Annotated in this window: 22 protein-coding genes, 3 tRNA genes, 1 pseudogene and 1 riboswitch; of the genes and pseudogenes, 8 read left to right on the top strand and 18 right to left on the bottom strand. The window is 56.7% G+C overall.

Annotated elements, in window-relative coordinates:
• Positions 1 to 10: 10 nt before the first annotated feature.
• The 11 genes and pseudogenes from nuoG to ACQZ5M_RS15275 form a co-directional block, all read right to left on the bottom strand.
• Positions 11 to 2,092, bottom strand: a complete 2,082-nt coding sequence (gene nuoG, locus ACQZ5M_RS15325; protein WP_296074893.1) for an NADH-quinone oxidoreductase subunit NuoG — start codon at positions 2,090 to 2,092, stop codon at positions 11 to 13.
• A 159-nt stretch (positions 2,093 to 2,251) separates the two neighbouring features.
• Positions 2,252 to 3,556 (bottom strand): NADH-quinone oxidoreductase subunit NuoF, encoded by a 1,305-nt coding sequence (nuoF, locus tag ACQZ5M_RS15320; protein ID WP_296020964.1) that lies wholly within the window; start codon positions 3,554 to 3,556, stop codon positions 2,252 to 2,254.
• 41 nt (positions 3,557 to 3,597) lie between these two features.
• Positions 3,598 to 4,380: pseudogene (gene nuoE, locus ACQZ5M_RS15315) on the bottom strand (NADH-quinone oxidoreductase subunit NuoE); the annotation flags it as partial.
• Positions 4,381 to 4,396: 16 nt separating this feature from the next.
• Positions 4,397 to 4,651, bottom strand: a complete 255-nt coding sequence (locus tag ACQZ5M_RS15310; protein ID WP_296020966.1) for a hypothetical protein — start codon at positions 4,649 to 4,651, stop codon at positions 4,397 to 4,399.
• On the bottom strand, positions 4,651 to 5,841 hold the full coding sequence (locus ACQZ5M_RS15305; RefSeq protein WP_296020967.1) for an NADH-quinone oxidoreductase subunit D: 1,191 nt from the start codon (positions 5,839 to 5,841) through the stop codon (positions 4,651 to 4,653). Before ACQZ5M_RS15305 ends, ACQZ5M_RS15310 begins: the two co-directional genes overlap by 1 nt.
• Positions 5,841 to 6,272: a GFA family protein gene (locus ACQZ5M_RS15300; RefSeq protein ID WP_296074897.1), complete on the bottom strand. Its 432-nt coding sequence runs from the start codon at positions 6,270 to 6,272 to the stop codon at positions 5,841 to 5,843. Before ACQZ5M_RS15300 ends, ACQZ5M_RS15305 begins: the two co-directional genes overlap by 1 nt.
• A complete protein-coding gene (locus ACQZ5M_RS15295; RefSeq protein WP_296020970.1) occupies positions 6,269 to 6,871 on the bottom strand; it encodes an NADH-quinone oxidoreductase subunit C in 603 nt (200 codons plus the stop codon). Before ACQZ5M_RS15295 ends, ACQZ5M_RS15300 begins: the two co-directional genes overlap by 4 nt.
• Before the next feature lie 17 nt (positions 6,872 to 6,888).
• The gene (locus ACQZ5M_RS15290) at positions 6,889 to 7,473 is read right to left on the bottom strand and encodes a NuoB/complex I 20 kDa subunit family protein (RefSeq protein WP_296020971.1); all 585 of its coding nucleotides are present in this window, start codon (positions 7,471 to 7,473) and stop codon (positions 6,889 to 6,891) included.
• Positions 7,464 to 7,829, bottom strand: coding sequence for an NADH-quinone oxidoreductase subunit A (locus tag ACQZ5M_RS15285; protein ID WP_027672972.1), 366 nt, complete (start codon positions 7,827 to 7,829; stop codon positions 7,464 to 7,466). The genes ACQZ5M_RS15290 and ACQZ5M_RS15285 overlap by 10 nt, the downstream gene beginning before the upstream one ends.
• Before the next feature lie 421 nt (positions 7,830 to 8,250).
• A tRNA-Asp gene (locus ACQZ5M_RS15280) sits at positions 8,251 to 8,327 on the bottom strand.
• Positions 8,328 to 8,370: 43 nt separating this feature from the next.
• Positions 8,371 to 8,447: transfer RNA gene (locus tag ACQZ5M_RS15275), tRNA-Asp, on the bottom strand.
• Positions 8,448 to 9,079: 632 nt separating this feature from the next.
• Between ACQZ5M_RS15275 and ACQZ5M_RS15270 the strand changes: the two genes are divergently transcribed.
• The 7 genes from ACQZ5M_RS15270 to ACQZ5M_RS15240 all read left to right on the top strand — a co-directional run bounded on the left by ACQZ5M_RS15270 (position 9,080) and on the right by ACQZ5M_RS15240 (position 13,992).
• A tRNA-Val gene (locus ACQZ5M_RS15270) sits at positions 9,080 to 9,155 on the top strand.
• Positions 9,156 to 9,235: 80 nt separating this feature from the next.
• Complete coding sequence (locus ACQZ5M_RS15265) at positions 9,236 to 10,834, top strand: hypothetical protein (protein ID WP_449080192.1); 1,599 nt, start codon at positions 9,236 to 9,238, stop codon at positions 10,832 to 10,834.
• Positions 10,835 to 10,908: 74 nt separating this feature from the next.
• Positions 10,909 to 11,301, top strand: coding sequence for a BRO-N domain-containing protein (locus tag ACQZ5M_RS15260; RefSeq protein WP_449080191.1), 393 nt, complete (start codon positions 10,909 to 10,911; stop codon positions 11,299 to 11,301).
• Between the two features lie 340 nt (positions 11,302 to 11,641).
• The gene (locus ACQZ5M_RS15255; RefSeq protein ID WP_449080190.1) at positions 11,642 to 11,836 is read left to right on the top strand and encodes a hypothetical protein; all 195 of its coding nucleotides are present in this window, start codon (positions 11,642 to 11,644) and stop codon (positions 11,834 to 11,836) included.
• Positions 11,837 to 12,144: 308 nt separating this feature from the next.
• Positions 12,145 to 12,342 (top strand): hypothetical protein, encoded by a 198-nt coding sequence (locus tag ACQZ5M_RS15250; RefSeq protein ID WP_449080189.1) that lies wholly within the window; start codon positions 12,145 to 12,147, stop codon positions 12,340 to 12,342.
• 683 nt (positions 12,343 to 13,025) lie between these two features.
• Positions 13,026 to 13,373: a hypothetical protein gene (locus ACQZ5M_RS15245; protein ID WP_449080188.1), complete on the top strand. Its 348-nt coding sequence runs from the start codon at positions 13,026 to 13,028 to the stop codon at positions 13,371 to 13,373.
• A complete protein-coding gene (locus ACQZ5M_RS15240; protein ID WP_449080187.1) occupies positions 13,366 to 13,992 on the top strand; it encodes a hypothetical protein in 627 nt (208 codons plus the stop codon). Before ACQZ5M_RS15245 ends, ACQZ5M_RS15240 begins: the two co-directional genes overlap by 8 nt.
• A gap of 811 nt (positions 13,993 to 14,803) precedes the next feature.
• Here ACQZ5M_RS15240 and ACQZ5M_RS15235 read toward each other — a convergent pair.
• Positions 14,804 to 15,298 (bottom strand): hypothetical protein, encoded by a 495-nt coding sequence (locus tag ACQZ5M_RS15235; protein WP_449080186.1) that lies wholly within the window; start codon positions 15,296 to 15,298, stop codon positions 14,804 to 14,806.
• A 184-nt stretch (positions 15,299 to 15,482) separates the two neighbouring features.
• Here ACQZ5M_RS15235 and ACQZ5M_RS15230 point away from each other — a divergent pair, with 184 nt between their 5' ends.
• A complete protein-coding gene (locus ACQZ5M_RS15230; protein ID WP_449080185.1) occupies positions 15,483 to 16,118 on the top strand; it encodes a recombinase family protein in 636 nt (211 codons plus the stop codon).
• Positions 16,119 to 16,151: 33 nt separating this feature from the next.
• On the opposite strand, the gene ACQZ5M_RS15225 is transcribed toward ACQZ5M_RS15230, so the two are convergent.
• The 6 genes from ACQZ5M_RS15225 to clpX all read right to left on the bottom strand — a co-directional run bounded on the left by ACQZ5M_RS15225 (position 16,152) and on the right by clpX (position 25,612).
• Positions 16,152 to 17,072 carry a peptidoglycan-binding domain-containing protein gene (locus ACQZ5M_RS15225; RefSeq protein WP_449080184.1) on the bottom strand — a complete coding sequence of 307 codons (921 nt, stop codon included), beginning with the start codon at positions 17,070 to 17,072 and terminating at the stop codon, positions 16,152 to 16,154.
• Complete coding sequence (locus ACQZ5M_RS15220) at positions 17,059 to 18,732, bottom strand: YecA family protein (protein ID WP_449080183.1); 1,674 nt, start codon at positions 18,730 to 18,732, stop codon at positions 17,059 to 17,061. Before ACQZ5M_RS15220 ends, ACQZ5M_RS15225 begins: the two co-directional genes overlap by 14 nt.
• 870 nt (positions 18,733 to 19,602) lie before the next feature.
• Positions 19,603 to 20,505, bottom strand: a complete 903-nt coding sequence (locus tag ACQZ5M_RS15215) for a DMT family transporter (protein WP_449080182.1) — start codon at positions 20,503 to 20,505, stop codon at positions 19,603 to 19,605.
• A 133-nt stretch (positions 20,506 to 20,638) separates the two neighbouring features.
• A riboswitch (FMN riboswitch) is annotated at positions 20,639 to 20,788 on the bottom strand.
• Positions 20,789 to 20,928: 140 nt separating this feature from the next.
• Entirely contained in the window at positions 20,929 to 21,204 is a 276-nt protein-coding gene (gene hupB / locus ACQZ5M_RS15210) for a DNA-binding protein HupB (protein WP_062425544.1), read from the bottom strand.
• A gap of 201 nt (positions 21,205 to 21,405) precedes the next feature.
• Positions 21,406 to 23,823, bottom strand: coding sequence for an endopeptidase La (lon, locus tag ACQZ5M_RS15205; RefSeq protein WP_296020860.1), 2,418 nt, complete (start codon positions 23,821 to 23,823; stop codon positions 21,406 to 21,408).
• Positions 23,824 to 24,334: 511 nt separating this feature from the next.
• The gene (gene clpX / locus ACQZ5M_RS15200) at positions 24,335 to 25,612 is read right to left on the bottom strand and encodes an ATP-dependent Clp protease ATP-binding subunit ClpX (protein WP_296038183.1); all 1,278 of its coding nucleotides are present in this window, start codon (positions 25,610 to 25,612) and stop codon (positions 24,335 to 24,337) included.
• Between the last annotated feature and the right edge of the window lie 96 nt (positions 25,613 to 25,708).

Genomic DNA, 25,708 nt, shown 5'->3' with positions numbered 1-25,708 from the left:
TCCCCTACCCTTACTCTGCCGCAGCCTTGAAATTGTTGCGGGCCAATGCGGAACATTCGGCCATTACGGCGGACGCTCTCGCAATCGGGTTCGTCAAATAGAAATCCTTAACCGGCGTCGCGAAGGCCGCCTTGTTAAGAGTGCCGGTCTTACCGGACAACGCCGTCAGGTCGTGAACATTGCCCGCAGCAATCTCATCGGTATCCGCAAAGTGCGGGTGCGCGATGTAAAGCTGCGCACGCAGGCCGGACAGGCTGTCGAATGGCAGCTTGTTGCCGAGAACATCGGAAAGGGCACGCAGGATCGCCCAGTCTTCACGCGCTTCGCCAGGGGCAAAGCCTGCGCGGTTACCGAGTTGAACGCGGCCTTCTGTGTTGACCCAAATACCTGATTTTTCGGTATAGGCAGCACCCGGCAGGATGACGTCGGCATTCATCGCGCCACTGTCACCATGCGAACCGATGTAGACGGTGAGCTTTGCGGCCTTGGCCGAAAGATCGAGTTCATCCGCACCGAGCAGGAAGAGCACGTCGGAAGACGCAACGATGGAAGCGGCGTTTGCGGAGGTATCCGCAGGCACGAAGCCGAGATCGAGACCGCCGACGCGCGAGGCTGCAGTATGCAGAACCGAGAAGCCATTCCAGCCTTCGGAGACTGCACCGATGTTTCCGGCGAGCTTTGCAGCATCAGCCAGAATTGCTGCACCGTCTTCGCGTGTCAGAGCGCCTTGACCAACGATGATCATCGGGTTCTTGGCAGCCTTCAACTTCTCAACGAAGCTTCCTGAGCCATTAACCAGATCGGTCAGCGTATCGGTGCCGGCACCCAGGTACTCGTACTCGTAACGCAGCTCGCCTGCTTCACCGATCACGCCGATCGGGAAGCCGCCACGGCGCCAGCGCTTGCGGATGCGAGCGTTGAGAACAGCCGCTTCGAAGCGGGGGTTTGAGCCGATGATCAGCAGCGCATCTGCCTTTTCGATGCCCTGGATCGTCGTATTGAAGATGTAGCTGGCACGTCCGTGCGACGGATGAAGCGCTGTACCATCCTGGCGGCAATCGATATTCGTCGAGCCGAGCGATGCGAGAAGCGACTTTAGCGCGAACATTTCTTCGACGGATGCAAGATCGCCAGCAATGGCGCCGATCTTGTCACCGGTCGTGGCCGAAACGGCAGCCTTGATCGCACCGAAGGCTTCACCCCAGGTCGCAGCCTGCAAACGGCCATCTTTACGGACGTAAGGACGATCGAGACGCTGTGTCTTCAGGCCGTCCCAGATGAAGCGGCTCTTGTCAGAAATCCACTCTTCATTGATGGCTTCGTTGACGCGCGGCATAATGCGCATGACTTCACGGCCACGCGTGTCAACGCGAATTGCGGAGCCCAGAGCATCCATCACGTCGATGGTTTCGGTCTTGCCGAGCTCCCACGGACGGGCGGTGAAGGCGAAAGGCTTGGAGGTCAGAGCCCCAACCGGGCAGAGATCAACCACGTTGCCCTGCAGCTCGGAGGTCATTGCCTGCTCAAGATAGGTTGTGATTTCGGCATCCTCGCCACGACCGATCAGGCCGAGTTCGGAAATGCCGGCAACTTCCGTGGTGAAACGGACGCAGCGCGTGCAGTGGATGCAGCGGTTCATCACCGTCTTGACGAGCGGGCCGATATATTTGTCTTCAACCGCACGCTTGTTCTCAGAATAGCGCGAACCGGCAATGCCGAAGGCCATGGCCTGGTCCTGCAGGTCGCATTCGCCGCCCTGGTCGCAGATCGGGCAATCCAGCGGGTGGTTGATGAGCAGGAACTCCATCACACCTTCGCGGGCCTTCTTGACCATCGGCGTGTTGGTAAACACTTCCGGCAACTCGCCGTTCGGGCCACCGCGAATATCGCGCACACCCATGGCGCAGGAAGCCGCAGGCTTGGGCGGTCCGCCCTTCACCTCGATCAGACACATGCGGCAGTTACCGGCTACCGACAAACGCTCATGAAAACAAAAGCGCGGAACTTCGGCGCCAGCCTCCTCGCACGCCTGAAGCAGCGTGAAATGATCCGGAACCTCGATCTCTTTACCGTCAACCTTGAGCTTTGTCATGGTTCTACTTACGTCCTGTTGCCTGTCCGTCCCGCCAAACAAGCGGTCCACGACAAATCCCGATCGCATCCTGCCGTATCGGTGAGATTCGACCGGATGCTTAAATGATTTGCGGGATCGGTGAAACCCGGTCCCATGCCTTGTCACGCGCGTTAAGCGTTATTCGGCAGCTTCCATTACAGCGCCGTCATCCATGGCCCTGTAAGTGTATTGGTCGATGCGCTTTTCGATCTCCGGACGGAAATTGCGGATTAGCGCCTGAACCGGCCACGCGGCAGCATCGCCAAGCGCACAGATGGTGTGGCCTTCGATCTGCTTGGTCACTTCGAACAGCATGTCGATTTCGCGCTTCTGCGCGTTGCCCTTAACCATACGCTCGAGAACGCGCCACATCCAGCCGGTGCCCTCGCGGCATGGCGTGCATTGGCCACAGCTCTCATGCTTGAAGAAAGCCGCGATACGGGCAATCGCCTTGATGACGTCGGTGGACTTGTCCATGACGATCATGCCGCCGGTACCGAAGGACGACTTCACTTCGCGCATGCCGTCGAAGTCCATGATAGCGTCCTTCATGTCCTCACCGCGAACGATGGGGCAGGATGCGCCGCCAGGAATGACGCCGAGAAGATTATCCCAACCGCCGCGAATGCCACCACAGTGACGCTCGATCAATTCCTTGAAGGACAGACCCAGCGCATCTTCGAAGGTGCACGGACGCTCAACATGACCAGAGACCATGAACAGCTTGGTGCCGACATTGTTCGGGCGGCCGATCGAAGAGAACCAGGACGCGCCACGACGCAGGATCGTCGGTGCAACCGCAATCGATTCCACGTTGTTGACCGTGGTCGGGCAGCCATAGAGACCCATATTGGCCGGGAATGGCGGCTTCAGGCGCGGCTGGCCCTTCTTGCCTTCCAGGCTTTCGAGCAGAGCCGTTTCCTCGCCGCAGATATAGGCACCCGCGCCATGGTGAACGTAGATGTCGAAGTCCCAGCCATTCTTGTTGTTAGCGCCGAGCAGACCAGCGTCGTAGCACTCATCGATTGCAGCCTGAAGCGCTTCGCGTTCACGCATATATTCGCCGCGCACATAAATGTAAGCGGTATGAGCACCCATGGCGAAACCGGCGATCACGCAGCCTTCGATCAGCGTATGCGGATCGTGGCGCAGGATTTCGCGGTCCTTGCAGGTACCAGGCTCGGACTCGTCGGCATTGACGACGAGGTAATGCGGGCGGCCATCGCTTTCCTTCGGCATGAAGGACCACTTCAGGCCGGTTGGGAAGCCTGCACCCCCACGACCACGAAGACCGGACGCCTTCATCTCGTTGATGATCCAGTCACGGCCCTTTTCGATGATCTGCTTGGTGCCATCCCAGTGGCCACGTGCCATGTTGCCCTTGAGCGACTTGTCCTTGAGGCCGTAGAGATTGGTAAAGATACGATCTTGATCTTTCAGCATGGTTCAACCTCTCACTGCGACTTCTTGGCATCGCTGTTGGTATCGGCAGCCTTGGCATTTTCTGCTGCAGCCTTCGGCTCCGTCGCCGGCGTCTTCAGCTTCGGATCGGTTTCCGGTGTATCCGTCTTCGGCTTTGCAGCGTTGGAAGGCGGCGTCTGCGCAGCATCTGCTGCAGGCTCTTCTTTCTTGTCGAGATTGGAGCGATCCGGCTTTGTTTCTTCCGTCAACGTCGTCAGCGGACCGACAGGTGCAGACAGATGACGATCGATCTGAGGACCAGGCGCGATCGTATCACCCTTGCCTGCTTCGAAGGCATCAATGATCTCTTCCAGGCGCTCAGGCGTCAGATCCTCGTAAGCATCCTTGAAAATGATGACCATAGGCGCATTCACACAGGCGCCCTGACATTCAACTTCTTCCCAAGAGAGCGTGCCGCTTTCGTTGGTATGCAGCGGATCGTGATGGATCTTGTGGCGGCAGACGTCCATCAGCGCTTCAGAGCCACGCAGCATGCATGGCGTCGTGCCGCAGACCTGGATGTGAGCCTTGGTACCCACTGGCTTGATCTGGAACTGCGTATAAAAAGTCGCAACTTCGAGAACGCGGATATAGGCCATATCCAGCATCTCGGCGATCTTCTCGATGGCGGCGCGGGTGACCCAGCCGTCTTGCTCCTGGGCGCGCATCAGCAGCGGGATGACCGCGGACTGCTGTCGTCCTTCCGGATATTTCTTGATCGTCTTTTCCGCCCACACCGTATTGTCCGCATTGAATGCGAAGCTTGCGGGCTGGAACTGATCTTCGGCTAGTCGACGAACGGACATACTTCCTCACGCCTCATCAATTTAACGATTCACACCGCGATCTCGCCACCGTGACGAACTCGCAAGCGTAAGCCGCTTTGTCTTTTTGCATAAACACAATGAATTTGCTGCCGTTTGGGAGCGAAGACTTGATCTCGTACCCCAAATCCAGCAGCTGCTTGATCGTCGAACTGCCGCCGCTTCCACCCGACGACACGTCGCTCGTCGCCGTCTGGGCGAAGAGCGGTGTCGTGGCGGCAAGCAAAGCCGATATGGCCAGCGGCAGACGCATCAGCGGTCAACCTCCCCGAACACGATGTCGAGAGAGCCGAGCACAGCGGTCACGTCAGCGAGCTGATGACCCTTGCAGAGGAAGTCCATCGCCTGCAGGTGGGCATAGCCCGGAGCGCGGATCTTGCAGCGGTAGGGCTTGTTGGTGCCATCTGCCACAACATAGACGCCGAACTCGCCCTTGGGCGCTTCGACGGCCGCATACACTTCGCCAGCCGGTACGTGGTAGCCCTCGGTGTAGAGCTTGAAGTGATGGATCAGCGCTTCCATCGAGCGCTTCATCTCACCGCGCTTCGGTGGAACAACCTTGCCATCAAGCGCCGAGACCGCACCAATGCGATGCTTGCCCGACAGAAGCTCGACGCACTGCTTCATGATCTTCACCGATTCGCGCATTTCCTGCATGCGGATCAGATATCGGTCGTAGCAGTCGCCATGCTTGCCGACTGGAATATCAAATTCGAGATCGGAATAGCATTCGTAAGGCTGCGCACGGCGCAGATCCCAGGCAGCGCCGGAACCGCGAACCATCACGCCTGTAAAGCCCCAGGCAAACGCATCTTCTAGCGACACGACGCCGATATCGACGTTACGCTGTTTGTAGATGCGGTTGTCGGTCAGAAGGCCTTCGATATTGTCGAGAACGGTGATGAACGGATCGCACCACTTGCCGATATCATCAACTAGTTCCGGTGGAATGTCCTGGTGGACACCGCCGGGACGGAAATAGGCGGCGTGCATGCGTGCGCCGCAGGCGCGCTCATAAAACACCATCAGCTTTTCGCGCTCTTCGAAGCCCCAGACCGGCGGCGTCATGGCGCCTACGTCCATGGCCTGCGTCGTGACGTTCATGATGTGCGACAGGATGCGGCCGATTTCCGAGTAGAGAACGCGGATCAACTGGCCGCGCATCGGGATTTCAAGCCCGAGCAGCCGTTCGACAGCAAGCGCAAAGGCGTGTTCCTGGTTCATCGGCGCGACATAGTCGAGACGGTCGAAGTATGGGACAGCCTGAAGATAGGTCTTGGCTTCGATCAGCTTTTCCGTGCCGCGGTGAAGCAAGCCAATATGCGGATCGACGCGCTCGACGATTTCGCCATCGAGTTCCAGAACCAGACGCAGCACACCGTGCGCGGATGGATGTTCCGGACCGAAGTTGATCGTAAAATTGCGAACGTTATGTTCAGTCATCAGTGTTGCTCCGCCGACGTGATCATGGCGATGAATTCGGGGCCGGTCATGGTCTTAGTGGCCTCGGCGAACGAATAGCTTGTCGGCTTTTCGTCAATGAAAATCTGCGATGCCAGCGTGAAGCTGGACGGGTCGTTGAAGAGCTGAGCAGAAACGGCAAAATGCGCGCCATCCTTGGAGCGCCACATCACCGTGCTGCCGCACGCCTTGCAGAAGCAGCGCTCACCCCATTCGGAGGACGAATACACGCCGAGCGCGGCTGCGTTCTCAACCGATACGGACTGGCATTCAACAGCGAGGAAAACACCGCCGGACCAGCGACGGCACATGGAGCAATGGCACGCCCCCATTTCCCGGGCGCCGATCGTCGCTTCAACGCGAACGGCGCCGCAAAGACACTGTCCCTGCTCTGTGGAAATCGCTTCGCTCATTGCTTGGCCTTTTCATCGCCCGGAAGAACGTAATCCGTCCCTTCCCAAGGCGAGAGGAAGTCGAAGCTGCGGAATTCCTGCTTCAACTCCACGGGCTCGTAAAGAACGCGTTTCTGGACGTCATCGTAACGCACTTCCACAAAACCGGTGAGCGGAAAATCCTTGCGCAGCGGATGACCTTCGAAGCCGTAATCTGTGAGGATACGACGAAGATCGGAATGGCCTTCGAATGGAATGCCATACATGTCCCAGGCTTCGCGCTCGAACCACTCGGCGCCATAGAATACGGACGTCGCAGACGGAACGGCCTCGTCTTCCGCCGCTTGAAGCTTGATGCGAACACGCAGGTTCTGGCGCGGCGACAGCAGATGATAGACGACGTCGAAGCGCTTTTCGCGCTGCGGCCAGTCAACGCCGCAAATGTCGATGATGTTGACAAAACTGCACTGCACGTCGTCGCGCAGGAAGGTCAGAAGCGCGATGATGCTTTCCGGTGTCGTGTTCAGCGTCAACTCGCCGTAAGCGATGGCATGCGACTCAATAAGAGAGCCGCGCGCTTCCTGCACATAGGCCGCGAAATCGTTAAGAGCTTCGCTCATTCTTCAGTCCTCTGCCCTTAACGCTCGATCGTGCCTGTGCGGCGGATTTTCTTCTGCAGCAGAAGCACGCCGTAAAGCAACGCTTCGGCCGTGGGGGGACAGCCTGGCACATAAATGTCGACTGGCACGACACGGTCGCAACCGCGAACGACGGCGTAGGAATAGTGATAATACCCGCCGCCATTGGCACATGAGCCCATGGAGATGACGTAACGCGGCTCCGGCATCTGGTCATAGACCTTGCGAAGTGCTGGCGCCATCTTGTTGGTGAGCGTGCCGGCAACGATCATCACGTCCGACTGCCGCGGTGAAGCGCGCGGGGCAACGCCGAAGCGCTCCATGTCGTAACGCGGACCGGACGCCTGCATGAGACCTTCGACGGCGCAGCAGGCAAGACCGAACTGCATCCACATCAGCGAGCCGGTGCGCGCCCAGGTGATGAGCTCGTCGGTCGAGGTGACGAGAAAGCCCTTGTCGGCCAGCTCGTCATTGATTTCGCTGAAATAGGCGTCGTCGCTACCAACCGGTTTGCCGGTGGCTGGATCGATAATGCCCTTGGGCTTTTGCGCGATAAGCGTCGAGTCGTTTTGAACTACGCCCATTCCAGCGCTCCCTTCTTCCATTCATAGATGAAGCCGATGGTCAGAACGGCCAGAAACACCATCATGGACCAAAAGCCGAACCAGCCGAGTTCACCGAAGGACACAGCCCAAGGGAAGAGGAATGCGACTTCAAGGTCGAAGATGATGAAAAGGATCGAAACGAGATAGAATCGAATGTCGAACTTCATGCGCGCATCGTCGAACGCGTTGAAACCGCACTCGAATGCGGAAAGCTTCTCAGGATCGGGATTCTTGTAAGCAACCGCGAAAGGCGCGATCAACAGCGCCAGGCCGATGACGAGTGCGATACCGATAAAGATTGCGATTGGAATATAGGAACTGAGGAGTTCAGTCATTGTCTCTTCCTTGCCCGACCGAGTGTCGGGCACCCATTTGGAACCGACGTTCCGCAGGGCCGAATTGTGTTGCAACGCCGCAGTGGTTAGCGCAGCCGCGCCATCTCTGCAAGGGTTTAAGCACCTTTTCGCGCCAATCCCGCCACGGATTAGACACCGTCGCGTCAAACAGCTGGTGCATCGATCATCCGAAGTATAGCTAAATACTTCAGAAACATCGACAAAAATCGTTTGAAAGACGCTTTTAAAAAGTCACGTAATTTTGCGCCCTCCGGTAACGTTTTATGACATCGAAGAGGCACTGAAACTGGACTTTCCGGAGCAACAATGCGACGGCTCCACGGGAGCGAGATCCGATCGATCTCGCAGCGCAAACCGCCGTCTCCAAGATACAATTCAGGCTATTGAAGGTATATAAAAATGGCGCGAGTGACGGGGCTCGAACCCGCGACCTCCGGCGTGACAGGCCGGCACTCTAACCGACTGAGCTACACCCGCGCATGACGAACGCTTAGCGTCCGTAGAGTTCCGAGGGACAGGATGGCGCGAGTGACGGGGCTCGAACCCGCGACCTCCGGCGTGACAGGCCGGCACTCTAACCGACTGAGCTACACCCGCATCTCCTGACAGGGGGCTTTCACCCCGCTGCACGAACCGCCTCGGCTGTTCGTTGAGCGGCTAACTAAGGGGTTCGTGTGGGGGTGTCAAGCAGGTTTCACGACAAAAGAATAAGCTTATGCATTTTGCTGTAGGCGTGGACTCCCAAACGCCTGATTTTTGGGGCGATCCGCCAAAAGTGGGACGGATGCCTCAGCCACGTCTTTTCCACAGCCCGGCATTTTCTTTTGAAGGCTGCCATGATTCTTGTTCATAAGGCGCCGGCTACAGACGGGTAATGGCCTGCCCTGCCCTCTCGAACACGCAGGCATCCATTTCCCATCGATGACTCAGCATCACTGCAATTAAGAGACATCAACATTTTGGCACTGGCACCGACGTGTTCGTCCGAGCGATCTGGAGGACATTGCCTGCGCCATCTGTGGGAGGGTGACGCTTGAGGAATAACTCAACCTGGTCATAAGTCTCTGGAAAGGTTAGCCTGTGATGCGGACAGATGACGTCCTTGAGTGACGATGTGCAACGAAAATTCAGAAAAAAACAAAAAAACTTCACAAAGGCTCTTGCGGTTTCCGCTCGATCCGAATAGATCACGGCCACCGACGCGGCGGACACGATCCGCAGAACGCGAAGGGCGATTAGCTCAGTTGGTAGAGCGCCTCGTTTACACCGAGGATGTCGGGAGTTCGAGTCTCTCATCGCCCACCATCTCATCCCATTGAGATGCCTGAACAATCTGAATTTATTGACGTATGCGCCACCTGTCTTGGTACACAAGGGTGGTACACATGGGTCTTTCGATGCCCACTCCGATCAGGATTGGCCCCAACTACTATCTCCGGGTTCGCGTCCCCTCCGATCTGAAAGACCGCCTCAAAGGCGTGACCGTGACCGTTCCTGTCGATGGCCGCCCCCGTGAGGTCCGCATAGGCGAGTTCGTGAAGGTCTCGCTGGAGACCGCGAAAGCAGCGACCGCCAAGGTCCGGTTCGTAGAGACCTACGACTTCCTCCAACGCTATTGGGCCATGCAGCGAAAGCCCGTGGAGCGACTCACTCACAAGCAGTTGGTCGCCCTCGCAGGTGCCCTCAGGAACGCCTTCGTAACAGCCTTCGAAGACGAGCCGGGAAGCACTTCCCTGTGGATGAAGGTGCTGGACATGAACGCAGCAGCGAGGGTCGGAAAGGTGAACTCTCTCGCCATCGGTGGTGAGTCGCAAAAGGCCGCAGGACTCAGCAAGCGCTTCGGCCCGATGGTCGACGCTTTCCTCGCTCATCAGTGCGTCCAACTGCATCCTGAACAGCGAGCACGACTCCTCGAACTTGTTGTGGATAGTCTCGACGATGCGGCCATGGTGACCCTCAGGCGAGCCGAAGGGGACTACTCGCCAGACACCGGGGCGGCGAAGTACCCGCCCTTGGAGGTCGTGAGGCCGAAGACCAGCAGTCCAGCCGGTGACCAAACCACAGACGAACTGACGTTTGATAGCGTCATCGATACTCAGGTCTCGAACAAGGCCGCAGGGAAAGATGCCGCGCCTATGAGGGATGCAACGGTGAGGAAGTTCCGGCTTGCTGCTGCGGAGTTCGTGGCCTTCCGTGGCAGCGACCTTATCAGCACCGTGACGGCCCAAGAAGCTGACCGATGGAAACGAGCCATGCTGGCGGATGGCAAGCTGTCGAACAACACCGTGGGGCAGCGCATCCAGAACCTGAAGACCGTGATCCAGTGGGCACGAGAACAAACCCTTGGTGCGGTCTTTCCTGACGTTCACCCGCTGCATCTCGTCACAACACCAGATGCCGCCCCGGTGGCGAGTGAGGACAGGACGTTCACCCTGGACGAAGCCCGCGCCACCCTTCTCGCAGCGAGGCAGGAAAAGAAGCCGGAACTGCGGTGGCTTCCGTGGATGTGCGCCTATTCAGGTGCGCGTATCAATGAAGTGGCCCAGCTTCGCCGTGAGGACTTCTTCCAAGTCGGTGACGATTGGTTCTTCGAATTGACGACCAAGGGCGGTAAGTCCCTGAAGAACAGGAACAGCATTCGAAAGGTGCCGGTCCACCCTGCGCTGATCGACGAAGGACTGATCGACTTCGTCAAATCCTGCCCAGCTGGAAAGCGCATCTTCCCGCCTCGGTCCCAGCCGAACATCTCCGAATGGCTGCGGGGTGAAGTCGGTATCAAACGCGCCGAGCTGGCACCTAACCACGGATGGCGTCACCTCTTCGAAGACCGCTGCGTAACCGGGGGCGTTCTCGACAAAGCTCGTCTTTATATAACAGGGCGCACCACAGGCGCATCAGACGAAGGCTATGGTCGCAGCCAAGCGCTGCTGCCGGGGCTGGCGAAGGAGATGGCGAAGGTTCCAAGGATCGACTTGGAGGGGTGAGCTCCAAGTGAGCTGAACTCACTTATCTCCAGAGCAGATGACAACGAGAAGCGCCTCGTTCCCCCCAAGATTATTTGGGGGATGACCTCTCCAACACCATTCGCGTAGTCGAGATCGACGGCCAGCCGTGGTTCGTTGCTTCTGATGTCTGCCGGACGCTCGAACTGGATATCACCTACGGAACTTCGGCTCATCTCAAGAAGCTCGATGCAGATGAGAAGCGCCCCGTTCCCATGAATACTATTCCGGGGAAAGGCATGGCTCAGGCAACGCTGGTCTCGGAGCCCGGCCTCTACAAGCTCATTGGCCGTTCTTTAAAACCTGAAGCCAAGGCTTTCGACCGCTGGGTCCGTCATGAAGTCCTCCCCGCGATCCGCAAGGATGGCATGTACGTGGCCGGTGAGAAAAAAGCTAAGACAGACTTAGGTTTGTCAGGGGCTCCCTCGCAGCGACCTACCGAGATGTAGCCTCGTTTGATCGATGACGAACGTTCTCTTTATCAGATACAGAAAAAGCCTCAGCCTCAGCGAGGAAACCCTAAATCGAATTGAGGCTATCGACCCGCACCACCATGAGGAACACCAAGAGGTCGGGACTTAGTGCATTCGGTACACTAACCCCTCATCGCGTGAGGGCATCGATCCCGCCTTGCGCCACCAATTCCATCGCATCCGATCTATCCATGTGTGGGTATATCTAATTGAAAAAGAACACTTTTCTGACTTGACGCCTGACTCTTGGCTGCGTTATCCAATGCCCGTTCTGGCCGGAACGTGATCATTCGCAACAGCATGACTACGGACTGACATGGAAATCGCATTCAGCATCAGACGCTTCAAACTCAAAATCGAAATCCTCGGCTTCCTCGACTTCGCCTTCGAGACCAACAGCTTCGAGTTCGCCTTTGACCGTCGCCACTGGTTCGAACATCCTGACGGCAAGATGAGGCGCTGGGATTTCGTCAGGAAGACCAGAAGGGCCGCAGAGACGGCAGCGGTCTGAGATGTGATGAGGAGCCCTGCCGGTCCATCTGGCGGGGCTTCTGGCTTTTCGAGCCTATTGACGTCGGTATCCCGAATTTCCGGGAGACCCCTCCAACCTCACCGCACTCTCCACCCCCTCCGTCCTCACCATGTCCAGCCGCGAGATCGCAGAGCTGGTCGAGTCTCGCCACTCGCCCCCACTCGGGGCGCTTACCATGGAAGTGTCACGGGAAAGGGGCGCTGCAAAACTGTTGAGTGCCGCAGCGCTGGCCTGAGGGCAGCAGCGACAACGTGAAGCGGACCATCGAAAGACTCGCAGACCGCGTAGTGATCCAACTCCCTCCATTGGAGGAAGTTAAGAACCATCTCGGCCAGACAGTCGAAGAGTACCGGATTGGTAAGCGCGACAGCTATGTGATCGTTGCCCAGCTTTCCCCTGAGTCCACCGCCCGTCTGGTGGACCGCTGGCAGGAGCTGGAAGACGTCCAGCACTGCCCCAGATTTCGGAGCAGTAGCAACCGCTGAACGCACTTTTGCGTCTAGCTCGCAGCATGAAATGGAATATGTGAGCAACTCTGCTCATATCTCGCACTCACGGCCTATCCACCCTGAGAGTTGCAGCGCCACCAAAGAAGCAATCAGAGATTTCCCGCCCCTTATAGTAGAAGAATTTCGGGAGCCCCCGGCATTTACCCCTGCAATAAGGAAAACCTGCGGTCCTGGCCCGTGATCCGACCGCCCGTCGATTACCCGCCACATAGGGTAGAAGAAGTCGAGGATCCTCTGCAATTACCCCTTCTATCTGGATAAGCTCACAGACCATCCGTCCCCGACATCTGGGAGATGGGTATCTCAGCCATGTTCCTGACAGCCTTGCCCTCGGCTGGTCCTCATCGCTCCAGTTCGCTGGCGCATAGGGACCGCCGGGGGAGCTTTTTAGGTGTCCCCAGATTTGGGGAGACCCGACCATGACAGCCCGTCAGTAACCGGCAGCGGCCCCTAAGCTGTTCTCTCACGACTCGCCCTTCTCGTCCCCCTCCAGTCCCTGTCCATCGCTGCACCGCCCGCGCCTTCCGTGTTCGTGAAGGTCCGTGGTGGTCGCTGGCGTGTGCGCGTGTGTCCCCTTCACAGGCCCCGGCAGCGGACGGGAGGGGCGGGTTCTGAGAGCGCAGGACGCTCTGCAACGCAACCAATCATGAGACCTTCACATGCATAACCCGATTGAAACGAAACGTCCCATCAGCTTCTCCAAAGACGGCCTGACGGTCTGCGTCACCCTTCACTGCGGTTCCTCGGTCACCATCGACCGGGATGATTTCGACCGCCTCGTGAGCCGTGGCCTGTCAATGAACTGGTTCCTCAGCGGCGATGGTCAGGGAAACCACTACGTCTGCGTCTACCATCAGCGCTTCGGGAACATCGTCCCGGTCGCTCGTGAGATCATGCGAGCCGGGAGGGGTGAAGTCATCCGCTACCGCAGCCGTGACCGCCTCGACCTTCGCAAGTCCAACCTGACGCGCTGCGGGGGACCAGCCAAGAGGTCGCTCCGTGGCTGACTTCGCAGCGTGGATCGCTGCCCAGAGAGAAGCCGCGATTGCCCGTGGAGGGAAGCCTTTGACCTTCGTCCCCAGCGATGATGGTCGTGGCTTCCCCTACGCAGCCAGACGCAAGCGTGGCGAGATTATCAACCCCCTCACGGGGGAGGTCGTGACAGGATGCCTGACCATCTCGAAACTCTCCGACCAACTCGGTTTGTCGTCCCAGAAGGTGACCGATGCGCTGGATAAGATCGGAGCCGTGGTCCGTGTCCTGACGACCAAGGAAGTCCCGATGATCTGCGCACCGGAGGTGACCAAGCCCCGGTATGAGCGCGTTCCTCAGGCGACCCGTGAGGGGGTGGAGGATGGCCTTGTCATCCCCATCACCTTCGACCACGGAGGCAGGAAGACCCAATGCGTCCTCGTCACGCCGGAAGGACAGGCTGCTGTCCGCGCTGCCCTGACGGAGCAGATGAAGACCAAGGGTCCGAAGCCCAGGAAGGTGGAGACGAAGACACAGGTCATCCGTGAATTGCTGGCTGCTGGTCATTCCCAAGCGGCTGTCGTGAGGCAAACGGGATGGCCGAAGCAGACAGTCTCACGGCTGGTGAAGACGATGGAGTCGAGGGCGGGATGAGTGTCCCATTTTCCCGTCCATACCCATAGTTAAGATAGCAAACGAGACCTAGAGGCAGACAGAAGGTGGGCTTCGAGGAGGGCATGAGGATTGACCATCCATGTTCATTCCCTCCTCAGTCCATCGTCACGTACAGCCTCTGGGTTCTCAGGTCTTCGACCATCGAACATCACGACCAGAGAGTGAGGCGTGACAATCAGCCGAAAAGTCGGCCAATTGGTCTTCGTCATCATCGAAGGAGACCACGAGGATGAAGACCATGGTCATTCCTAAATTTGCGGGAGATCCCCGCAAAATCACCCCGACGACAAGCAATGAACCCGATCATGGGGATGACAATCAGCTGGTCTTCCATTGACCGCAGACTGCCAAGGCTTCCTCACGCTGGCTGTGAACATGAACCAGAGATCATCGATCGATCCTTGGTCTTCCACACGGTGACCATGATGGTCGTCATGGTCTTCATCATCAGCCCGTGTGAAGGTTCGCCCTGCAATGTCACCAGAGCCCTAGGGGGGTGCATTCCTTAGACCGTGCAAAATGCATACCCAGACCCGGAATGTTTGTAGGAAAAATCTGTGACCCCAAGATCATAAAAGAGGATTGGCAAGTCCCCCCATCCCCCTGCCGGCTTCTGTAAACACTGGGGCATCTGGTCTTCCGCCGAAACATCATATGGGCCGGATTTTGCGCCAGCGTGGCGCTAATCTCACGACCGACCAGCTGCCCAGTAATGCCGCACACGCCGCCCAAGATCATCTGCGGTACTTTGTCACTGGATAGGGCTGCGGTGAATGGTGATAGGCTGGTATCAACCAAGTACGGTCCCGATGAGCTGGAGAAGGAAGCCGACTAACACCATCGCAAGGCCCCGCCTCCAATAGAAATGCCTTGCCATCGGCTCATGATGTTCTGGTATCTCACCGAGCGCATCTGGATCTTCATCTTTGAAGAGTTCCCGTGTCACATAAGATGGAGGGCCATAGGGATAGGCATTCTCGTCTGTGTAGGCCGACAAAAGGTCTGACCACTCTTCGTCAATGAAAATCCTAGCAATACCGGCCAAGTCGAACAGCATCCCACTCACTACGAGCAGTTTTGCGTTCAGTGTAAGGACAGCGACAACGAGGACAAGTACTGCGATGAGGGCGGAAACACGGACGATTATACGAAACATCCCGACCAACTGAAGCCTGTCTCCGGCGATAGCAGGTAGCGCTCGCGCAAACAGGACGCGGATTACCAGATTTTCAATACGGTCGTATTGGTCCGCGAGGCTTCTTAGCCACCCGCCGATGAATGTCATTCGTCCCTCCAGTGTTTTGCTGATCCAATCGATAGCAGCGGTTCTCTCAGTCATCAAATTCGTCCGCTAGGGTATACCTCAACGGACATCCGAAAAACGCATTCGTTTTTGTCCGTTAGGATTGACATTGTTATTTCGGACATGTTTTCATGTGGACATAATCCTATCGGACATGGAGTTTCACATGGCAACGTTCCTCTACGCCCGCGTTTCGACCAGCGAGCAGTCCCTCGATCATCAGCAAGCACAGGCTGAGAAGGCTGGCTTCACCTTCGACCATGTCGTCGCCGATCATGGTGTGTCTGGTGTCTCTGTCCTGATGAAGGATCGACCGGAAGGGAAGCGGCTCTTTGATATGCTCCGGGCCGGTGATGTGTTGGTGGTCCGCTGGGTGGACCGCTTGGGCAGAAACTACGCTGACGTGACGGACACCATCCGAGAGTTCATCCGCCGGGGCGTGATCATTCGGACGATCATCAACAACATGACCTTCGATGGATCGACCACAGACCCCGTCCAGATGGCCGTCAGAGACTCGCTGATCGCCTTCATGGCTGCCACAGCACAGGCACAGGCGGAGGCAACCAAAGAAGCTCAGCGGGCCGCTATAGCCCAACTGAAGGCCAAGGATGACGGCAGCTACAAAGGGCGAAAGCCGAGCTACACCCGCGACCAGCTCGCTCAGGTCGTGGACATGGACGGCAAGGGGGCTTCGGTGTCGGAGATCGCCAAGACCACAGGTCTGTCACGCCAGACGGTCTACCGGATCAAAGAAGACCCGGCAGCAGCAGAGAAGGGGCTGGCATTATGGGGCGTGTGAGTCCGAGGGGGTGATAATGTTTTTTAGATCAGCTTAGGGAGTTGGCGCTTTCGTCAATCTGCCGCCCTTTGCTGCCTTCTCCTGCAATCTCTGCCGGAACGCAGAGGCGTAGTAGCCGGTTGCTTCAGTTTGGATCCGTTGGAACTCCTCATTCATCAGCTTGGTCCCATCGATAATCTTAGAGACTCTGGGCTGCTGTAAGCGCGGGATTGTGACCCCTAACTCGGTTTCACAGTCCCCAACCGAATTGTTGGTCACCACCTCAAAAAATTCCTCACTGTCAAAGTTAAACGTAAGCCGATTGGTGCGACAGCGGTTGACGGTAAATGGAGTTGCGTCGATCTGTTTTCCTTCCCATCTTGTGATCCGGTAAAACTCATCGGCTACCTCGATCACACTGTACGTCTGCGCCCAAGAGTTCCGATCTGGCAACGTCAGAGCTATTTGATTGTAGCTGCAATAACCTTCAGCCCTGAAACACTTCACCGTCACATAGTTGATAGGATAGGCGATCTTCTCGTCTATGATCTGGACAGTGCCGCGCAGTGTCGCGGCGTTCTCATTTATGGAATGAGAATAGCCGTAGGAGAAGAAGTTCACCTGCTGCAATTTTATGCGTTCGGAGCGATAGCCCAACTCGTGGATTTGACCGACCGTGAGTTCGCCTGTGACAGCCTGTCCCAAGTCAGCCTGAAATGCCCGTTTTGCCCCGTAGTAGTCCGCTAACCCGCTGTACAAGAGTGAGTTGAGCTGCGCTTGGATGACATCAGGCCCGAAGTCCGACAGGGCTAAATTCGTAGCTTCGATGTAAGCGATAGGGACGGATTGCTTTCTTTCCTCTTCGCTAATGCTGGCGATCTGAGCTGGAAGAAAATCTCTGTACTTCAGCATTTCCGCTTCATCAGCAAGCGCGACGCACGGCCAGCTTAACAGCAACCAACTAAGCCACTTCATTATTGCTCTCCCCCGCTCTCCTACTGTGGCCAACCCCTAATGCATTGTCCGCGTCAGCCCGTGCAACAACCACTTTCGTGAGTTCACGCGCAGCACGGCTCACGAGCGCGGTTCGGGGCAAATTCTCGAAGTCCTTACGCTGTGGATGGCCCTCGAGCTGCCGCAGTAGCGCTTCTCGGGGATAATCTTGGAAGATCTCCAACATGCGGTCATAAAAGCGCATGGGATCATTTGTGTTAGTCTGCGGTAGCTCCGGTTTCCCGAAGATCGTGTTGCCGTATGTTTGGACGGCCCGTTTCTCGGGCTCAGTCAGCGGGCTTTTGACGATAACCTGCTTTCCGTCTTTCTCGTCAGCAACTACGTAGAAGACATCCTCTCCTCCGACTGTCGCCTCGGTGATCAGTCCCGTGCTTTCACTCCCATCAGCGCAAGGGTAGACAATCCGATCCCCGATGCCGGCGACTGGCAGCGGAACCCCCTGCTCATCAATTAGCTCATCCGGCACAACGTCGAAGCGGATTGGCACCTGCTGCACCTCCTCCATGCATTCCAGGACACGCCTAATCGGACGATGCTTGTCGTGCCGCTCTAATGCCGTTTCTATGTCGACCACCCCTTCCCTGAAGTCTGGCATCCGATAGCCGCCCAGAAGGGCAAAGTTTGTGATTGAGCGGATTTCGTCGCTCGCAAAGTCTGGATTGTTAGTCACCACGACATAGGCAGGTTCCGCAGGTGTCCCCCCAACTGTTAAGTCTTCAGCTTCGCCAACGGCAGAACCAACCAATTTCTGTAGTAATTCTGCATCTTCGCGCGTCAGCTCCACTCCCAAACTAAGTTCGAGCCAATACACTGGATTTGTCAGCCGCTTCTTTGATGCTGCGTAAATCTTGTCACGTATCCAGCGCCGCAGTTCATTAACGAAATCTTCGTTGGAGGGGTCAAACTGGTTCTGCCAAGACTTCTTCCGTTTCGCTTCGACGGAATAACGGTCACGACCACTGAATGAAGCGTAGAATTCTGGCGTCGGCTTGTTCCCAGCCCGTCCGTCTTCGGCACCATCGACACTGGCTCCAGCGATAGCGAACGCAGACGCCACGATCGCCTCATAACATGCGGCATCGAACTGCGCAGACTGTCGTAGTCGTTTCAATAGGGAATTTGGAAGCTTGTCGTTGTGCTCGATCAGGTAAACCGCGTAGCTTAACCGGTTAAGCGCTGAGACCCACCCCACGACATCTATCTTCGCGCCTCCTCCAACCTCAGCAAATTTCGCTTCCAGCTTCCCCAACCACCTCAGCAGCGGATGGTCTGGCATAGTCGCGGACAAGCTTGAAATCCATTCGCTGCCCAAAACGCCTCTCAGGTTCGCTAACAGGAAGTCCGAGAAAAAGCGCCAACGTGGCGAGCCGATTACGCGAGTTCCAACCGCGACGAACCGCTGACCATTGAAGACGAACGAGACGAGCGGACGCCCGTATCCGTGTTGCAGTTTCCGAGCGAGTTCAGCTGCTCTCGCCCGCTCCGCGACAAGGCGTTGAGTAAGCGGATCTGGAGTAGTTCCTTCAGGGCGCGAGACAGCTCCGTGGCAGTGTTTAAACTTCTTGCCACTGCCGCAAGGACATGGCGCACTTCTTGCGGGGCGTCGTTGAAATGCTTTCACTCCACCTCCATACAATCAGTCCCAAGGTTTACTAGAGGTGGCACAATCCAATTTGCACTTCAACTCACGTTGGAGCTGCGATGGCAGTGAAGAACCGCAGCCACACCGGTTGCACCTAACGCACCGCTCTGGTACACAGACCTTCAAACCGGCGCGAAATTAATAAACGAATTCAGTATGTAATGGGATCCGCTGGAGATTTCGAGTCTCTCATCGCCCACCATCTATCCCTCCATTCGAATTTACATTTTGGGCATGGTGCTCTGTTATCGGCTTCAAGCTTTTGACCGCCGCTAGTGAGTTTGAATATCGCTATGCACTCAATTGCGGCAAGCCGCCGTATGGAAAGTGGTATTGATGCAAACTACTTCAATTGGCTTATACAATTGTCCCAGAATCGGTCGTTTCGCCTGTAGATCGATTCAAGAATTATAAAGATGTTTCAGCTCATAAGTATCTCGTCGTCCTCATGATGAGGACACGTAGTAATGGGATGAACCATGTCAGCACACACCCTCGTCACTTTGGCGCTTATTGCGCTTCCTATCTACTTCTTTTTTCGATGGGTTCAGTACGATTCGGAGAATCAGGACAAGCAGCGTTAGAGACTTAAGCTCTTCCTTTTCATTCAGAAAAGAACGCGTTGCCGAACACAGTGCTCACCCGTCCGATAGCGAACATTCTGTCTCTGTCATTTTCGAAGTCGTTCGCTGCGCTGGGTTATCCAAGTCCATCAACTGCGATTCTTAATCTTGTCTGGTGCCTCTCATACAGGCGACAAGAAAATGCCTTCGACGCCTGTGTGCCGTGACATGTGGGCGTTTGCTGAGGTTGCCGGACGCGGTGCGACCGGCTTCCGTTAAATTGCCATCAAGACGCCGCCGGTGTTTCCTTTCTTGCCTCGCGCAACATAAGGAAGAGCGAGGCGCAGAGAATAAGAAAAGCGCCCAGCCAGAGATAGCCGCTTGGTGCGTAGCCAAAGACAAACCAGCCCGCAAAGACGTTAAGTGGCAGCTTCAGGTCGTCGAATGGCTGGACGTAGGCAGCATCGGCGGCGTTGTAAGCCAGCGTGAGCAAATATTGTCCCAAGGCAGTCAGCAAGCCTGCGGCAAGCAGCAGCCAGAGACTGAGCCCCTGTGGAAGCGCGAAGCCGGATGCTGCGGCGAGCCCTGCATTGATCGGCGTCAGCAGAACAAGCAGCCAAACCGTCACTGTTTCTGGCGCTTCGTGATGGGTCAGGTTCTTCATGATGAGCGACGATCCGCCCCATAGAAGTGCGGAAAGAACCGGTAGCAGCGCGGACATGGTGAAGCTGTCAGACCAAGGCTGCAGAATAATCATCGCCCCGATAAAACCGGTAAGCGTCGCCAGCCATCGGTCGCGGCCGACCGTTTCCCCGAGGAAGAGGCGCGCTCCGATGATGATGAAAAAAGGCGACGTCATAACCAGCGCGATTGCTTGCCAGATTGGCACGGTAACAAGCCCCATCACCCAGGCCTGAACGCCGAGGGCGGCAAGCAGGACCCGGACGATATGGCGAAAGGGATAAGCCGTCCTCATAGCGCTCAGCCCCAACCGGATCAGTAAAGGCAGTGAGAGGACAAGAGCAAAGCCATATTGCCAAAAGGCTGTCGACGCCGGCGGGAAGCCGAGCGTCATCGCAAGCTCTTGGGTGATGATGTTGATAGCGGCAAAGGCGATACCCGCCAGAACCATGAAACCGGCGCCGAGAACGGCCCGGGAGCGCAAGAGCGAAACGGAACTCTGATTCATGCCATGCTTCCTTATCAAAAAGGACCAACATAAATCAGGACAGATGAGGACGACGAGAACCGCATCGCGAAAGATACGATAAAACGCACAACCGCTCCCGAATGTGCTTTCGCACTCCGGGGCAGTCACCTGACCTCATTCTCTTTCATCCGGACTATGACCGTCGGCTCCGGAATTGCACCGGATCTGCTGACCCTGCCATCTCAAGGAGAACAGGCGCTCGCGGGCTTGAGGCTTCCCCATTACCGCCGGTGGGGAATTTCACCCCGCCCTGAGAACGAATGCCGGAAAAACCGGCGAAAGAGGAGTATGACAGGACTGAACGCAACGCAAGCTGGCGCAAAAGAAAGCCCGGCGCTAAGGCCGGGCTTGCAAAACATCGAAATAAAAATCGCCTTCGTTGAATCACGAAGTCTGGACGGATCAGCTATTGACCGCGTCCTTCAGGCCCTTGCCTGCGGAGAATTTGGGGACGTTGCGAGCAGGAATATCGACCTCTTCGCGGGTCGCCGGGTTGCGGCCCTTGGTTGCCTTGCGGTGGCTGACGCTGAAGCTACCAAAGCCAGCAAGACGAATGTCGCCACCAGCCTTCAGTTCGTTCTGTACAGTTTCAAATACGGCGTCAACGGCAGAAGCGGCGTCAGCCTTGGACAGGCCAGCCTTCTCGGCAACTGCGGAAACGAGCTCGTTCTTGTTCATGTTTCCATCCCTTTCAGTGGTATGAAACGACTCAAAATCAGGTCCGCGCAGAATAGAGTTCTATTCGCGCACCGCCACCCAAAAGCGACGGAATCGCCTGAAAAACAAGAGGTCTCGTAATCTTTTCACAAAAAAGGCCGGCATTTCTGCCGGCCTTCCAGAAGTTCTGTGCTAATTTAGCACCATAGATCGCTCGAAATCTTAATGAGCGATGGTCTGGCTGCCGTCATCGACACCTTCAACGGTCGCAATGACCGGCGTCTCAATGCTTCCATCCCACTCGATCGGCTCAGGTTTGCGGGTCAGAGCATGCTCCAGAACCTCACCCATGCGCGATACCGGAATGATCTCCATACCGTTCTTCACGTTGTCCGGAATGTCCGCCAGATCCTTGGCGTTCTCCTCCGGGATCAGCACCTTCTTGATGCCGCCGCGAAGCGCTGCGAGCAGCTTTTCTTTCAACCCACCAATCGGCAGGACACGGCCGCGAAGCGTGATCTCACCGGTCATCGCCACATCCTTCGAAACAGGAATACCCGTCATGATGGAAACAATGGCCGTTGCCATGGCGACCCCTGCGGACGGACCGTCCTTCGGCGTTGCGCCTTCCGGCACGTGAACGTGGATGTCGCTCTTGTCGAAGCGTGGCGGCTCGATGCCGAAATCGACCGCACGCGAACGGACATAGGATGCCGCCGCCGAGATGGATTCCTTCATCACTTCCTTCAAATTGCCGGTCACGGTCATACGACCCTTGCCCGGCATCATCACGCCTTCGATGGTCAGCAACTCGCCACCCACCTCGGTCCAGGCAAGACCCGTTACCACGCCAACCTGATCCTCACGCTCTGCCTCGCCATGGCGGAAGCGCGGCACACCCAGATAGTCGTGGATGTTGTCTGCCGTGACCTCGACCGACTTGGTCTTGCCCTTGATGATTTCGGTGACGGCTTTGCGGGCAAGCTTCATCAGCTCACGCTCGAAGTTACGAACACCGGCTTCGCGGGTGTACTGCTGGATTACGGCCATTAAGGCGCCATCCGTCACGGAAAATTCTTCCGGACGCAGGGCATGTTCCTTGATTGCCTTGGGCAGCAGGTGCCGCTTGGCGATTTCGCGCTTTTCGTCTTCCGTGTAGCCGGCAATACGAATCACTTCCATACGGTCCATCAGGGGGCCAGGAATATTGAGCGTGTTGGCGGTCGTCACGAACATGACGTCTGACAGGTCGTATTCCACTTCCAGGTAGTGGTCCATGAACGTGGAGTTCTGTTCCGGATCCAGCACCTCGAGCAGCGCCGACGACGGATCGCCACGGAAATCCATGCCCATCTTGTCGATTTCGTCGAGCAGGAAGAGCGGGTTTGCCTTCTTGGCCTTCTTCATCGACTGGACGATCTTGCCCGGCATGGAGCCGATATAGGTCCTACGGTGACCGCGGATCTCAGCTTCGTCACGAACGCCACCGAGCGCCATGCGAACATATTCGCGGCCGGTTGCCTTGGCGATGGACTTTGCAAGCGAGGTCTTACCAACGCCTGGAGGGCCAACAAGGCACAGGATCGGGCCGCGGATCTTCGTCGCGCGGGCCTGCACGGCCAGATATTCGACGATGCGTTCCTTAACCTTATCGAGACCGAAGTGATCGAGATCCAGCACCTGCTCGGCAGCGTTCAAATCGACCTTGACCTTCGACTTCTTACCCCATGGCAGACCAAGCAGCCAATCCAGATAGTTGCGCACGACGGTGGCTTCCGCCGACATCGGGCTCATCTGGCGCAGCTTCTTCATCTCCGCCTCAGCCTTTTCCTTGGCCTCCTTGGAGAGCTTGGTCTTGGCGATGCGCTCTTCCAGTTCAGCCATCTCGTCACGGCCGTCTTCGCCGTCGCCGAGCTCCTTCTGGATCGCCTTCATCTGCTCGTTGAGGTAGTATTCGCGCTGGGTCTTTTCCATCTGGCGCTTGACGCGCGAGCGGATACGCTTCTCCACCTGCAGAACGGAAATCTCGCCTTCCATGAAGCCGAGAGCCTTTTCCAGACGCTGCTTCACGCTTACCGTCTCAAGCATTTCCTGCTTTTCGGTAATCTTGATGGAGAGATGCGATGCGACCGTATCTGCGAGTTTCGAGTAATCGTCAATTTGTCCAGCAGCACCAACGACTTCCGGGGAAATCTTCTTGTTGAGCTTTACGTAGCTCTCGAACTCGGACACCACAGAGCGCGACAGAGCTTCGATTTCGACAGGATCTTCGTCCGGTTCGCTCAGGATTGATGCCGTCGCTTCGTAGAAGTCTTCTCGGCCAGTGTATTCGTCGATCTTGGCGCGGCCCTTGCCCTCGACCAGAACCTTGACGGTGCCGTCGGGCAGCTTCAGCAACTGCAGAACGTTCGCCACTGTGCCGACCTTATGAATGGCCGATGGATCGGGATCATCGTCGCTGGCGTTGATCTGGGTCACAAGCATGATCTGCCTGTCGGAGCCCATGACTTCCTCGAGCGCACGGATAGACTTTTCGCGTCCGACGAAGAGTGGAACGATCATATGCGGGAAAACGACAATGTCGCGCAGAGGGAGTACGGGATAGGTACCGCCAGATGCAGCAGACGTGATGTTCGTCATATCATTTCCTTTCCATGGTCCCGGTTAGGGACGCTTGCCGGACGTCTTGGGAAGTTTCCGGCATATTCTTATTCGTGACTGAAAGTGGCGTTTCGCACCGTCATTTTCAAGTCACGGGAACCAACAGCCCGCTTACAATGTTTGGACAAGTTGCGCTTAACAAACGCGCGGGCTCCAAAACGCTTACACAGCCCGCATCTCACTGGCCCATTGAGCGCGGGTTTGATGCACGATATTCGCGAGAACATCCACCATCAGACAAAATGACTCGTAACATCTTATCAGCAAAGCGTAATTTTCTTCAAATTTAAAATCGGGAGATAGGTCGGTTATTTGCGCTTCATCAAGCACAAAGTGCCGAGCCCCTCCAGCATCCCTGCCCCACCTGCAATTCGCGTTGCGTCTTACAGACTGAGGAAAACCTGCCGATATTTTCACGGCAGACCTCAACGCAGAAAAAAGGCCCGCCAATGGCGAGCCTTCTTAATTCCAGATGCGTCCGGCTTGACGATTAGGCCGAAACATTCGCCTTTTCGTCCTGACGATCGGCATAGATGTAGAGCGGGCGCGCAAGGCCGCTGACAACTTCATCCGAAATGACCACTTCTCGAACACCTTCCAACGTCGGAAGGTCGAACATGGTATCGAGCAGGATCTTTTCCATGATGGAACGCAGTCCGCGCGCGCCAGTCTTGCGAGTGATCGCCTTACGAGCGATTTCGCGCAGTGCGTCTTCATGGAAGGTCAGCTCGACATCTTCCATCTCGAACAGACGCTGATACTGCTTGACCAAAGCGTTCTTCGGCTCGGACAGGATCTGGATCAGCGCATCCTCGTCGAGATCTTCCAGCGTTGCCAGCACCGGCAGACGACCGATGAATTCCGGAATGAGACCGAACTTCACCAGATCTTCCGGCTCAAGTTCACGCAGCACTTCGCCAACGCGGCGATCGTCTTCGGCTTTGACCGTTGCGCCGAAGCCGATCGAGGTCTTTTCGCCACGGGCAGAGATGATCTTGTCGAGACCGGCAAAGGCACCGCCGCAGATGAAGAGAATGTTCGTCGTATCCACCTGCAGGAATTCTTGCTGCGGATGCTTGCGTCCGCCCTGCGGTGGAACGGATGCGACCGTGCCTTCCATGATCTTCAGAAGCGCTTGCTGCACGCCCTCGCCCGATACATCGCGGGTGATGGAAGGATTGTCCGACTTGCGGGAAATCTTGTCCACTTCGTCGATGTAGACGATACCGCGCTGGGCGCGCTCGACGTTGTAATCGGCAGCTTGGAGCAGCTTCAGAATGATGTTTTCGACGTCTTCACCGACATAACCGGCTTCGGTCAACGTCGTCGCGTCCGCCATGGTGAAGGGAACATCGATGATGCGCGCCAGCGTCTGGGCAAGATAGGTCTTGCCGCAACCCGTCGGGCCAACGAGCATAATGTTCGATTTCGCCAGTTCGACATCGCCGTTCTTGGAGGCGTGCGCGAGGCGCTTGTAGTGATTGTGAACGGCCACAGAGAGGATTTTCTTCGCCTGTTTCTGGCCGATGACGTATTCGTCGAGGATCTTGATGATGTCCTGCGGGGTGGGAACACCCTCACGCGACTTCACCATTGAGCTCTTGTTCTCCTCGCGGATGATGTCCATGCACAATTCGACGCATTCATCGCAGATGAACACGGTCGGCCCGGCAATCAGTTTCCGGACTTCGTGCTGGCTCTTGCCGCAGAATGAACAATAGAGTGTATTTTTCGAGTCGCCGCCGTTGCTGCCGCTGACTTTGCTCATATCTCTTTCCTTCCAGCACGCCGCAGGTCCGCAAAGCGGATCGCGGTCAACTTACCGCCTGCAAATGCGACGCCGTCTTCGGCCTTCGCATCCGCT

The sequence above is a fragment of the Rhizobium sp. 22-785-1 genome (genome assembly GCF_053521965.1).
Note: the sequence above shows the minus strand (reverse complement) of the source record. Positions and strands in the feature narration are given on the sequence as shown.